This window comes from Mycobacterium sp., from assembly GCF_052143115.1.
In the GTDB taxonomy this organism is placed as follows: domain Bacteria; phylum Actinomycetota; class Actinomycetes; order Mycobacteriales; family Mycobacteriaceae; genus Mycobacterium.
On record NZ_JBKQTQ010000264.1, the window covers coordinates 1 to 12,604 of the forward strand.

The following is a 12,604-nucleotide window of genomic DNA, read 5'->3' on the forward strand; positions in this document are numbered from 1 at the left end:
GCTAATGGGCCGCGTCGGAATGCCTACTCAGGCTGATGCGCAAGGAATTTCTGCCGTGAGCGTGGTGCCGTGGCCGACCTCACGGCCGGCGACATCCAAGTGGCCGCCCAGCGCCTCGACGCGGTCCTTCAGCCCGGTGAGGCCGGAACCCCGTGGATCGGCACGGCCGATCCCATCGTCTGACACCGACAGGCGCACCCGCACGTCGTCGGCATCCACGGCGATGGTGACCGTCGATGCGTGCGCGTGCTTGACGGCATTCGTCAGCGCTTCTGCAACAACGAAATACACGGCCACCTCGACCGACTCGGGCAGTCGCCGCTCGACATCGACGCGTAGTTCCACCGGCATGGCCGCGCGGCGGCACAAGACGCGCAGCGCTGGGCCCAGGCCCGCACTGGACAGGGCAGCCGGGTGGATGCCGCGCGAGAGCTGCCGCAGTTCCTCGCCAGCCGCCGCGAGTTCTTCGGCCAGATCAGCGATCTCGTGTCTCAGGTGGCTCTCGGTTGGCAGGGACTCCTCCAGGGAGCGCATGCGCAGCCTCAGCGTGACAAGGCGTTGCTGTGCGCCGTCGTGTAGGTCGCGCTCGATGCGGCGCCTGGCCTCGTCACCGGCAGTAATGATGCGCGCTCTCGAGGCCATGAGTTCGTCACGCGCCTGCGCATTGGTGATCGCGGTTGCGACCAGCTCGGCGAAATCGGCCAGCCGTGCTTCGGTGTGGCGCGGGTGTGGTTCCGGCCCCGAGGAGGCTATGACCGCCGCCCCCCATAGTCGGCCGTCGACTTCAATGGGAGCGCCCACCGCCGAGCGAATGCCAACGTCGCGGACCGCTGCGGCCATCGGGCCGGCCGCGTCCTCGTGGCTGTCCATCCTGGCTGTCGTGCCGGTGCGAAACACCATCGCCGGCAGGTTGTCACCGTCCAGGGGAAACACCGTGCCGACCGGGAACCTCTCCAACTGAACCTTGTCGTGGGCCGCGACCAGTTCGCACGAGTCATCCCCCAGGTAACGCACCAACACGCAGTTCTCCACCCGCAGCGCGTTGGCCACCTCGTCGGCGACGGCGGTCAAGACCTCGGATGGAGAGACACCCCGGGCCACCAGCGTTGCCACCCGCCGCAGCGCGGCCTGCCGCTGCGCCAACTCACTGACCTGATCTGTCGCGCACCTGGCTTGCGCCGCGCGGAGTCGGGCGCGACCCGCTAATGCATTGGTCAATAGACCGATGGGCAAAAAGATTGCAAGCGGGACGAGTTCGATGCGGCTCGCCGGCAGCCAGCCACTGTCCGCGTCGAGGTGGCTTTCCAGGTACACCGCGGCGCTGACGAATGTCGTCGCTACCGCTAGACGGGTATCCCAACCAGCGGAGATCACAAGCACCCCAAGCAGATACACCATGCCAAAGGTTGTTGTGCGGTCCAACCGACGCGAGCACCCGCACAAGTACGGTTTCCGAGACGATCAACACCGCGGCGACGACAATTCCCAGCCACAGCGGCCGGCCGGGGGGCATCGGCGGCGGCGCGGGGTGCCAGCGCGACGGGTGAGAACAGGTCTGGGTTCGGATGATTGGCCACTCATTCGGTGTCATCGCAGGTCGACCTTGATCGGTGGCGCTTGGAACGTTCTGAACGGCTGTCACTGCTTGTCTGGGTTAAAGCTGACCCGAAGACCATGACGGCTGGGGAGCCGCTGCCCGCCTAAGCGGCGCGAAAACCCACACAAGATGGTGGTAACCGGTGCAATTCACAGCGGAACTCCATCCCGTCGATAATCGCACTTCCGCCGCTTGCAGTGCGTCGGCTAGTCGGCACTTAAGTCCAGTCTCGATGCGGTCGCAGCGGCTCACATCACCGGTGGCTTCAATAGTGGATTACAGGTAGCAGGTAGTCGTGATCGGCGGCCAACGGTTAGCCGGAAGGTTCGCCCTTGGAGGGCGTAACGGGAAGCTCGACACGCAAGGTCGTGCCGGTTTCTTGGCTGCTGTGCAAATCGATGTGGCCGCCGAGCGTCTCTACTCGATCCTTGAGGCCGAGCAGGCCGGTTCCGCCGGAAAAGTCGGCACCTCCGATGCCGTCGTCAGCGATCTCAAGGTACAGAATGCGTTCGGCGGCCTTCTCGTTGACGGTAACCGTGACGGTCGATGCGCGCGAGTGTTTGGCCGAGTTGGTCAATGCCTCGGCGACGACGTAGTAGGCGCTGACCTCCAACTGATCGGTCAGTCGTTTTGTTATGTCCAGGTGGAGCTGAACGGCGTTGCGAGAGCGACGGATTAGTGCGTGCAAGGCCGGGCTGAGGCCGCCCTTCGTAAGGATCGCTGGGTGAATGCCGCGCGAGAGGTCGCGCAGCGTATCGAGTGCGCCGTTTGCTTGAGTTACGGCGCGGTCGAGTTCCATCCGCAGTTCACGGGCATCGGGTGCCACCTCTTCACGCACCATGCGAAGATGCATCGCCAACGAGACGAGCTGCTGTTGGGCGCCGTCGTGCAGGTCGCGTTCGATGCGGCGGCGGGCCTGGTCGGCGGCGGCGACGATCCGCGCGCGTGACGCGGCAAGCTCGGAATACAGCTGGGCGTTGTCGAGCGAGACGGCAAGCTGGCCGGCGATCAGCCTGACGGCGTCGAGGCGGTCTGCGGTGAACGCCCCGCGAATCAAGCGATTCTCCAGGAGCAACACCGCCCGCAGGCGGCCACGGCTGAGGACGGGTAGGGCCAGCAGAGAGCAGCGGTCGGTGTCGGCGAAGTAGGGATCGCGAGCGAAGCGGTCGTCGCTGGTGGCGTCGACGACGACCAGCGGTTCGGGTATGCGCTGGGCATACCGCAGCACCGACGTCGGCACGGTCTGCTGGCTGCCGATGCCGCTGACGGGGATCGTGCCTCCCGTTGTAAGTAGCAGCCAGTCTTGGGGGTCGTCACCGCGCAGCAGCAGCCGTACCTCGGTCGCGCCGGTCATCGCGGCGAGCACGTCGACGACGCGGGCGTGCAGCCCGTCGATGGTCGTTTCCGAGCTCAGCGCCCGCGACGCCGACAGAATCGCAAGCAAGTCGATCGTTCCGGTGCTGAGCATAGAACCTTGCAGGCGCAGATCACCGTTTCGGTCGCTGCCGATTGCGCTGGGCGCGTCGGCTGGCAGCCGCAGTAACGGATACGCCGAGTCGAGCTGGGCGACTTTCGCCGTCGCCCCCCAAGACAAGTACATCTGCCTGGCCTGGGCGAGAAGTTCAAGGCCGGCGTGTTGCAGGCCCCGTGCCAGGCGGAAGCGGGCGGCGCGCTCGGTGATCAGCGCCCGATGCCACGGGCGCTGCCGCCCGGCGACCTCATCTCGCGCTGCGTCGAAGGCCAGCGCGGCGGCGCCCAAGTCGCCCAAGGCCCAGGCCCGTTCCGCCTCCAGGAGCCGCAGCAGGTGCAGGAAATTCATGGGCGCGTCTTCGGCGCGAGCGCCGAGCCAGACAATCGCGTCCTCCAACTCGGACTGCAATCCCGGTCGTTCATCGGGCCCAGCGGTCCGAGCGTCGGCAGCAAGAGCAAGGCCCCGCAGCAGACGGGCCACGACGGTCACATAGTTGCCGAGGGCAAAAGGCAGCGCTTGCATCGCCGCGGCGGCGTGTCGTCTCAGGCTGGCCGGATCATCGAAGATCGTGGCCGCGATCGCGCGGCTGAGATCTCCATAGAACGGCACCGCCGAGTCGTCGGCGTACCGGTCAATGAGCGCCACCCCACCTGATGGGTAGGGGGTTTCGCCGCGCAACGCATCTGCCAACCACTGGTAGGCCTCCACCCACTGCCCCATTGGTTCGATGCCGACCCGCCGCACGAAGGCCAATGCCTTCTCCGCCTCGGCGACATAGATATCCAGCGTGGGCACGAAATCAAGTTGCCCCCCGTAGGTGTGCGCCACGGTATAGCCGGCGGTGGCAAGGTCGCCACCTTTGATGAGCCCTTCGCGTGCCCGCTTTGCCTGCGCGACACCGATTTCCAGCGGTTCAAACCAGCAACCGAAGTAAGACGACACGAACCGCGCCAGTGAGGTCTCGGGCTCATAGCCACAAGCTTCCCCTACGGCCACGATCCGGCGTGCAGCCCGGTATGCGGCGCCGTAGTCGTCGCGCAGCGCAATGGCGGTGGCTGCCGAATAGCTTGCCGGGCCGACCAGGCCACGGGCGGTGCCGTGGTCGAGCCAAATTTCTAGCGACTCAAGGCTCAGCCACGCCTGCATGAAGGTGTCGCCGGCGAAGGTCGCGGTCGGAAAGACCGCGTTGAACAGACAAGTCACGGCAAGCAGTGTCGGCTCGGTGATTTCGGCCCTGCCCAGATCAGCCGCGTCATCGGTATGGTCCAGCCACCGGTACAGATAGTCGAAATACCGCTCGAGCAATACCGGAAGCTGTTCGGGGGGCGGGACGGTGGTACCGAGCTCGCGCAGCGCCGTCACCGCGAGCTCGATCGCGTCGGAGTAAAGCTTGCGGTTGGTCAGGCTGCGCACCTGCACGCAGGTTGCGTCCACCCGCTGTAGAGCGGCGGTGCTCAGCCGGTCGATGATGCGGTAGTCCTCGTCGGCCTCCTCCAGCCGGCCCAGACAGAACAGGGCGGTGAGGCGCCCGGTGTGCAGTCGGATCAGCCCGGCAGCATCGCCGGGGTCGGCGACCCGCAGGGCGCTCGAGAGCAGCGTGTGAACTTGGCTGTAATCCCCCACCAGCGCGGCCTGTTCGGCGGCGCGGCGCAGCAGTGCCACCACCGCAGACCGCTCCCCGGCGTCGGTGACGGTGTCGATGACCGGCAGGTACTGCTCGGCGGCCACGGCGAACAGCTCCGGTCTGACCGCCAGCCGCCGCGCCATCGCCAGGTGCAGGCTATGCCGCCGCTGGGTATCAACCTCGGCGAGGATCGCTTCACGGATGCGGTCGTGACGGAATCGCACCGCGTCATTGGTCCAGGTCTCGGCCACCAGAACGACCTCTTCCAGGGCAGGTGCCAGGCGCTGTTCCACCACTTCGGCCGACTCGGCGGTCGCGGCCGCCAGCACGCTGAGCTCGGCTCGCCCGCCCAGACACGCCATCGCCTCCAGCACGTCCCGGGAGGCGGACGGCAAGGCCGCCAACCGGGCCATCGCAAGTTTGGCCACCCCCGAACGGGCCAGAAGTGAGCGCACGGCGGGCTCGTCCCAAGACCACCCCTTCGAGGTCGGGGTCAGCACGCCCTCGTGACGCAAGGTGTTGAGCAACTCCAACGTCTCATACGGGTTGCCGTGCGTATGCGGCTCGATGAGCTCGGTCAAAACGCCCGCGGCAACCGGGTCGACCCTCAGGATTTCGGCGACCAGAGCGGCCACATTCTGTCCTGACAGGTTCACCAAATCCAGGTGCGTCATGCCGGACTGTTGCCGCCACCGCGACAGCGAGGCCGCGATCGGATGTGTCGGGTCCACCTCGTCGCGATAGGCGGCCACCAGCAACAGGCCCTCCACCTGCTGACGGAACACCAGGTCGATGAAGCCGACAGCGACGGGCCCGGCCCACTGCAGGTCGTCGACGAACAACACCACCGGCCGTTTGCGCGAGGCCACACCCCGCAGCATGTCCACAGCGCTGTGCTGCATCCGCACCTGGGCGGTCAACGGATCGCCCGCCTCGGCGGGTACGCCTAGCAGCGCCGCCAACTCCGGCACCGTGGCGACAGCCAAGCCCGCATTCGGACCCAGCGCCGCCAGCATCCGTTCCCGCAGCTCGACCAGCTCGTCCTCGGGCTCCGCGAGCAACAGCCGACCTAACGCACGAAACGCCTGAAAAATGCCGCCAGACTCCAGATCCCGCCGATACTCGTCGAACTTGCCCGCCACAAACCACCCGTCGTTGCCGGTTACCACCGGGCGCAGCTCATCAACTAATGCCGTCTTGCCCACTCCCGGGGCTCCACTGACCAGCACGGCGTGGCAGGCGCCTGTCAGCGCAGCATCAAATGCCGCACTCAACGCCACTACCTCGTCATCGCGCCCAATGAGCCGCGACGGCGGCAGCAGCCGCAACGGAAAATCCCGCGCGCCGACGCGCGGCGCAGCCGTCGTCGACACGCCGGGCTCGCCAAACTGCGCAAGGTCGTAGACCACGCCGTCGGCCGACTGGTAGCGATCGTCGGGCTCCTTTTCCAGCAGGTGCATGATGATCGCCGACAGCATCTCGGGTACCGCTGCATTGATCTCGCCCGGGGGTGCAGGCACCCGCGCCAAGTGATCATGCGTAAGCCGCAACGGATCGCCCGCACCGAATGGCGGCTCACCGGTGGCCAACTCGTACAGTGTCGCGCCCAACGCATACAGATCGGCTCGCTGATCCACCGGCCGCCCGGTACGCCCCGTCTGCTCGGGCGCCAAATACGGCAACGTGCCCACAATTTGGCTGTGGTGGCTGAACTCCGGACGAATCTCAGTTACCAGCGTCGCCAAGCCGAAACCCACCAGGCAAGGCGCGCCGTCAGACGAAATCACAATGTTCGCCGGGCAGATATCACGATGCAGCACACCACGGCCATGCATGCCCGCGACCGCCTTGGCCATGCCCGCCGCCAAGTCGATCAGGTCGTCGAGCGCAAGGGGCTTGACCATCTGCGCCAGGCTCGCCTGCCCGGCTTCCGCAAGCACGATCGAGGCGGGGTAATGCGGCGCATCCAACACCTGCGCTACACCCATCACGCCCCGCAACCGCTCCAGGACAGCCATCTCGTGTTGCAGTCGACGCTGCGCCTCTGCACCCAACGGCTCTTTGCGGATGACCGTGCTCCCGGAAAGCAAAAGCCGCGTCACCCGTGTGCGTTGACTTTCGTGCACAATCTCGGCCCGAACGGGCAGATCCCGGTCAGGCAAAACCGCGCCGTCACCCATCGACCACCTCGCAGGGTCGAACCTGCCTCTTACCTAACACCCGTCCGTGCCGAATCGCGACATTTTGAAAGCGCCACACGACGCGGACCCGCTGGCCCGACCCGGCGGACCCACCGACCGTGCAGGTGAACGGGCAAGATTGTCGTTGCCGTTGGCGATTGCCGGCGCCTTGATAGACACCCCTGCTCCAGGCGGCCCTTTTGACGCGGCCCGCAAAACCGTCATGGCTCGGCACCAAGGCCTCACGCGTTTAGGAGGGCGCGGGTATCTCGAAGGCGTTGAGTATTGCGCACACGGTGTGATAAATGCCGGTGAGTACGACGGCTTCCATGAGCCCGTGGGCACCGAGCATTGCTTCCGCCTCACGGTAGAGCGCCTCGCTCAGACGATGCTCCACCGACAATGCGCGCGCGACGCGCTGGGTAACCGCCTCTTCGTCCGTGAGGTCCTGCGGCAACCCGCCGGCGGCAAGTGTTCGCACCGCGTCGTCGGAGTGACCGACATACCGCGCAACGGCGCAATGTGCATAGAGCTCATAGGGCGCCTGCCAGACTGCCCCGACCGTCAAAATGATGACTTCCCTGGAGCGTTTGCTCAGCGACGTATGCTGTTGCTCAGCGACCGCAAGGTCGAAGAAGGCCGACGAGATTTCCGGCGTCAGCAAAGGCGGATTGAAAGGTCCGATGACCCGGCCTGTTTCGGCGCTGGCCTCGAAATCCGCAGCCTCCGCCCACGGAACCGCCACATCCATCAGCCAGTCGTAGAGCGCTTTCTGTGCTGGATCGAGCGCTTCACTGCTGTAAAGCGGAAGGCGTCCGCCTAAGGCGTCACCGTCGATCGACATGAGTCCTTCCTTGCTTTCCATTAGGGTTTCGCCCGTTGTCCGGCCCGTCGGACCTGGGCCTCCAGGGCTTCGCTGCTCAAGTCCTCGGTCACGGCTGTCGTGTCCCCGTCCCCTCAGGATGCCGTGCTTACCCGAGTGTGTCGTTACCGACAGCCGGAATTGGTATACCCGGTCAGCCGGTAGCGCACCAAGTCCCTCGCCTCCGACGGAAGGTTAGGCCGAACTGAATAAGCAACCAGCACAGGGCCACAACTATGCCTCATGCATGGACCGCTAAGGCGTCTTGTCAAACCTCTTGCACCTCAACGGCACCCGCAGCGACTGACCGCCAGACCGTTGTTTGCCGAATTCCGCCGAGGTATTACGGCTAGCAGGGGGCTTAATGGGCGCTACCCCCGACGACATCAGCGCCGGGCGTCGACATCCTAAGTCTTGAGACTCGGTTGTTCAGCCATCAGGCGTTGGGAGAAGAGAGTATGTCTTTCTTGATCACGGAACCCGCGGCACTGACCGCGGCGGCGGGCAACTTGGCGGGCATCGGCTCGGAGATGAGCGCACAGAATGCGGTTGTGGCCGGCCCGACCACCGGGCTCAGTCCCGCGGCCGCCGACGAGGTTTCGGCGCTGACCGCGGCAGCGTTCGCCGCCCATGGGGTGCTGTACCAGGAGATCAGCGCGCAAGCGGCGACGATTCACCAACTGTTCGTTGAAACCTTGGAAGCCGCCGCCGGTTCGTATGCGGCCACCGAGGCCGCCAATGTGGCCGCCACACGCTGACACTCGGTATATATCAATGGATTTCGCAGCACTGCCACCCGAGATCAACAGCGGCCGAATGTATTCCGGCCCTGGCCCGGGTCCGATGCTGGAAGCCGCGGCGGCCTGGGAAAACCTGGGCGGGGAACTGTCCTCGGCGGCGGCGTCTTACTCTTCGGTGGTTACCGGCCTGACCGACGGCAGCTGGCGGGGCCCCGCGTCGGCATCGATGGCGGCCGCGGCGGCGACCTTTGTCGCGTGGATGAATGCCGCCGCCGCTCAAGCCCAGCAGGCGGCGGCCCAGGCCGAGGCGGCCGCATCGGCGTTCGAGACCGCGTTCGCCGCCACCGTGCCATCGCCGGTAATCGCTGCTAACCGGGCGCAGTTGACGATGCTGGTTGCCACCAATTTCCTGGGGATCAATACCGCCGCCATCATGGCGACTGAGGCTCAGTATGCCGAGATGTGGGCCCAGGACGCGGCCGCCATGTACGGCTATGCCGGCTCCTCGGCGGCCGCTGCAACGCTGACCCCATTCACCCCGCCGCAACAGAACACCAACCCGGCCGGTTTGCCGGCCCAAAGCGCCGCGGTCGCCAATTCCGGTGGGACGCAGACCTCGACGTCGGTCGACACGATCATCCAGCAGATCCTCGCCGATATAAATAAGGCGCTGGAGCCGGACACCGTCAACTCGGGGATCAGCGCTTTCGCAACAGTCCCGTCCATTATTTTGTCGGCACTCTCGGCCGGGTCGAGGTCCGCGGCGACCGTCGCCAATTCGGCGGTGGCGGCATTGACCGACGTGAGCGCTGGACTCAGTAAAGTGGCGACCACTCTCGGCTCGGTCGGCACTGCTCCGGTCGGCGGTGCGGTGTCTGCCGGACTGGCCCGGGCAGCCAGCGTCGGCGCGCTGTCGGTGCCGCCGGCTTGGGGCACACTGGCCTCTGCGAATGGCGCCACTGCCAACGCGTTACCGGTCAGCCTCGTCAGCGAAACCCGGGACTTAGCGGCGTTGCCGCCGCCGGTCGGCCTGGCAGGCGCGCCGCGGGCAATGGCAGCCGGCACAGGGCTGCGGGGTAAACCCCCTGAGGGAACGACTCTGCGCTCTCTGATGCGGCTCGCCATGCTTCCGCGTCAGCAGTACATCGGATAGCAGCCTCTGCCCCCCGTCGGCCCCCGCATCGACGCCGACGCTTCACTCCGCTTCACCTTCGCAAGGCGGCGCGCCGAAGACGAAGACGTTTGCTTGCCACTAAGACGCAGGCTGCGACGAGCCAATCCCCGCGACGATGCCCGCCCTAACGTCGCCCGTCGTACAGGCTTGCGCCCCCTTGGACAGATAGCCAGTATCAAGGTCGTATACGGCCGTGTAGCGGCGAATGAAGCGCGCCACCAGTGGGGTTGGAATACTACTCATCCCAATGCTTAGACTGATTGTGTCGCTCGAGTGCCGCGTTGCTGTCGTGCAGTGCCCACGCGACAGTGATCAACGCGAATAAGGCCAGAAGCGCGGTTAACATGACACCAGCATGGCCGCCGACGGTCGAAATGTCGCCCATGCGACGTCCCTTCATGGTTGCAGCTAGCTTCAGTTGGCCGGGTTGCCACTCCAGCCGTCCGCGCCGCGAAAGCGATCCTGGCACAGGAACTGTCGCAGGCCGTCCTCAGACCACCGTGTAGTAAGTGTTGGCACCCTTGTCGGCTTGACATCGCTGGCCGGCTCGGAAATCTCGAGAATTGCCCGCAGGAACGTGGCGCTCACAACCGATTCACCACCGTCGACGCCAACCGCGTATTGCACCGCGGTGAAAGTGGCTGCGGCGGAAGCTCTGACAACATCTGGGCATCAGGGACCGCGTGACCCTACGCTGGGCGTGATGAGGACTTGCCGACGCCGCCAGTTTGTCGTGCCGCCGCATCGTTCGCTTCGCACTGTCCGCCCGGGCGCGTGCTCGAGTCAGATGTGCTGCGGCCCTGCGTCAGTTGAGGGGAAACTGCTGGGCTTTGATCGTATCTCGCAGCGCACGCCGATACCGTGACCACACCGGCACGTACAGGCGCAGCTCATTGCGTACGGCCTGCACTACGTCTCGACGATTGACGGTGACGTTCTCGTAGTCCCTCAATGCGGCTCGTTGTTCGGTAGGCAGGTTGTCCAACCACATCTGAATGCGGTCCGTCGAGCCCTGGTCAGCTTCTACTAGTCTTACCCACTCGCCTAGTTGAACAGACTGCTGGTACGCGTAAGCAATGGCAAGGTCGGCGGTTTGGTAATTGCCGGTGAGCGCCAGCTCGCTGATCACCCTATCGATCGCTTCGGCTTTTTCCGTGAGGACTTCCCTGCGGATATCTGGGGGAAGCGCCTTGAGGATTTCCAGGTCCCTGCCGATTCTCAATGCCTCGGCGTAGAGCGTCTTCATCTCCTGGTAGTGGAAGCGCTTGTGCTGTGACCGGCGGTCCATCGAACCCGTGCTGAACGCGATGATGCCCGCCAGGACGACGAACGCACCGCCGAGGAGTGTGCCTTGTCCAGGAGTCAGGCCATGCCAAAAGTTGATCCAGCCGCTCATTTAATCCTGCCTAGCGTCTTTGGCCATGACCCACAGTAAAATTCGCGTGGCAACCCGCAAGCTGCGCGCTGCGGGCAGCATGGGCACGCGAAAGCTGCTGCGCCCAACGGCTTTCGTTGACTCACCGTTGGGCAAGCGCGATGCCGGTGAGGCCCACACCGAGGTGCGCCACTTCGGTGTCGACGCCGGTGTCGAGGTTGACGTGGCGGATGCTGCCACCGAGATCGCCGACGTAGAACTCGGACTCGGAGACGGCGGCGACCCCGATCGCCTCGTGGTATCCGCGCGACAGGATCTCGGGTGTGCCGACGGTCGGCTGCACCATCGCGCGGTTGAGTGTGTTGCCCTGGGGTTCGGCGCCCCGGTCGGTCCATACCAGCGTCGCCCCACCGAATAGGTGTAGGTCGATGGGCTCTGGCAGGTCCTTCCACAGCAGCTCGATGTCGTCGCGGTGCTGGGCGCTGGTGCCCGGCCGCAGATCGAGGGGGGCGCGAAAGATCCTGCCCTCGCCGGCTTTTGGTGCACCTTTCTGCGTCCAGTACAGCAGGCGCCGATCCAGATCGATGGCGATGCCGACACAGTGGTTGCTGGCCGCCTGCGCGGCCTCCTCACCAACGGCCGGCACCACCAGTGGACGCAACGCACTACCGTCAAGGTTGCACGACAGCACCTGCATGCCCTCGCGATCGCACCAGTACAGCACGCCCGCCTCGAAGTCGGCGGCGAGCTGTTTGCCGGTCGTGAAGGCCCCGCGCGGCACGATCGTGACGCGATTGGTCCCGTCGAGATTGGCCCGCTCCAGTGACCCGTTGCGGGCGTAGGCCTCTTCCGAACGTGGGCCGCTCCCGGGGTCGGGAGCGCCCATGTTCGTCCAGTACACATGGCCCCGCAGCTGGTCGACGACGATGCCGTCGGCCCGCTCGTCGAGTCCGGTGATCAGGGTCCGCACCCGGGTGCCGTCCAAAGACACCGCCTGCATCTCCTGTTTGCCGTCGTTGAGCACCAGCAGCTCGGTCATCAGCGCTCGCTTTCGGCTACCTCGCCCTGACCCGCGGAGAACGCGGGCACGGCGTCGCAGATCGCCGCCACGTTTCGGCCGGCCTGCATGACGGCGCCGTCGGGCCTGACAACGGCGGCTGCCGCCCGGCCCTGCCCTAGCCACCGGCCCAGTTGACTGTCCCGGGCGACCGAGACGATCGCGGCTCCGCGGGTCTTGAGCTCGCTTTCTTGCGCGGCGCTCAGCGAAGACGAGGTGACCAGCGCGAACCGGTTGCCGACGACCTGGTCGAAGTGCAGGCCATCGCGCAAAACCGGGTTGGGGCACAGCGTTCCGGCCAGCTGCCCGGGGATGCGGGACTTGATCACCAGTGCCGACTTGTGCAGCCCGGGGGCGACACCATCGGCGGCGCTGGTGCGCGTGCCCGGCAGGCGCAAGTGCGCCAGCCGCGGGAACACCCTCTTGCGGACCAGGTCGCCGACCCGGCCGCCGCCGGTCATCGCCGCTCCGACCGACACGGCCATCAAAATCATGGCCGCCGCATGGGCTTTGCGCTCCTGCTC

7 protein-coding genes and 1 pseudogene are annotated in these 12,604 nt (G+C 65.8%); 2 read left to right on the plus strand and 6 right to left on the minus strand.

The features are described 5' to 3' along the window. Positions 1-27: 27 nt before the first annotated feature. The 3 genes from ACLQI9_RS26190 to ACLQI9_RS26200 form a co-directional block, all read right to left on the minus strand. Positions 28-1,422 (minus strand): GAF domain-containing protein, encoded by a 1,395-nt coding sequence (locus ACLQI9_RS26190; RefSeq protein WP_442392393.1) that lies wholly within the window; start codon positions 1,420-1,422, stop codon positions 28-30. A gap of 488 nt (positions 1,423-1,910) precedes the next feature. Next, complete coding sequence (locus ACLQI9_RS26195) at positions 1,911-6,872, minus strand: AAA family ATPase (protein WP_442392394.1); 4,962 nt, start codon at positions 6,870-6,872, stop codon at positions 1,911-1,913. A 250-nt stretch (positions 6,873-7,122) separates the two neighbouring features. After that, on the minus strand, positions 7,123-7,716 hold the full coding sequence (locus tag ACLQI9_RS26200) for a carboxymuconolactone decarboxylase family protein (protein WP_442384922.1): 594 nt from the start codon (positions 7,714-7,716) through the stop codon (positions 7,123-7,125). A 476-nt stretch (positions 7,717-8,192) separates the two neighbouring features. Between ACLQI9_RS26200 and ACLQI9_RS26205 the strand changes: the two genes are divergently transcribed. Next, positions 8,193-8,492, plus strand: a complete 300-nt coding sequence (locus ACLQI9_RS26205; protein ID WP_442384924.1) for a PE family protein — start codon at positions 8,193-8,195, stop codon at positions 8,490-8,492. Positions 8,493-8,508: 16 nt separating this feature from the next. Then, positions 8,509-9,627, plus strand: a complete 1,119-nt coding sequence (locus tag ACLQI9_RS26210) for a PPE family protein (protein ID WP_442384926.1) — start codon at positions 8,509-8,511, stop codon at positions 9,625-9,627. Between the two features lie 826 nt (positions 9,628-10,453). Here ACLQI9_RS26210 and ACLQI9_RS26215 read toward each other — a convergent pair. The 3 genes and pseudogenes from ACLQI9_RS26215 to ACLQI9_RS26225 all read right to left on the minus strand — a co-directional run. Next, positions 10,454-11,044: a hypothetical protein gene (locus ACLQI9_RS26215; protein WP_442384928.1), complete on the minus strand. Its 591-nt coding sequence runs from the start codon at positions 11,042-11,044 to the stop codon at positions 10,454-10,456. A gap of 121 nt (positions 11,045-11,165) precedes the next feature. Beyond that, positions 11,166-12,062, minus strand: a complete 897-nt coding sequence (locus ACLQI9_RS26220; protein WP_442392395.1) for a hypothetical protein — start codon at positions 12,060-12,062, stop codon at positions 11,166-11,168. Further along, positions 12,062-12,604: pseudogene (locus ACLQI9_RS26225) on the minus strand (bifunctional 3-(3-hydroxy-phenyl)propionate/3-hydroxycinnamic acid hydroxylase); the annotation flags it as partial. The gene ACLQI9_RS26220 and the pseudogene ACLQI9_RS26225, both read right to left, overlap by 1 nt.

Coding starts and splice junctions, on each gene's coding strand:
- ACLQI9_RS26215 (WP_442384928.1), bottom strand. CDS start 11,044: ATGAGCGGCTGGATCAACTTTTGGCATGGCCTGACTCCTGGACAAGGC.
- ACLQI9_RS26205 (WP_442384924.1), top strand. CDS start 8,193: ATGTCTTTCTTGATCACGGAACCCGCGGCACTGACCGCGGCGGCGGGC.
- ACLQI9_RS26220 (WP_442392395.1), bottom strand. CDS start 12,062: ATGACCGAGCTGCTGGTGCTCAACGACGGCAAACAGGAGATGCAGGCG.
- ACLQI9_RS26210 (WP_442384926.1), top strand. CDS start 8,509: ATGGATTTCGCAGCACTGCCACCCGAGATCAACAGCGGCCGAATGTAT.
- ACLQI9_RS26195 (WP_442392394.1), bottom strand. CDS start 6,872: ATGGGTGACGGCGCGGTTTTGCCTGACCGGGATCTGCCCGTTCGGGCC.
- ACLQI9_RS26200 (WP_442384922.1), bottom strand. CDS start 7,716: ATGTCGATCGACGGTGACGCCTTAGGCGGACGCCTTCCGCTTTACAGC.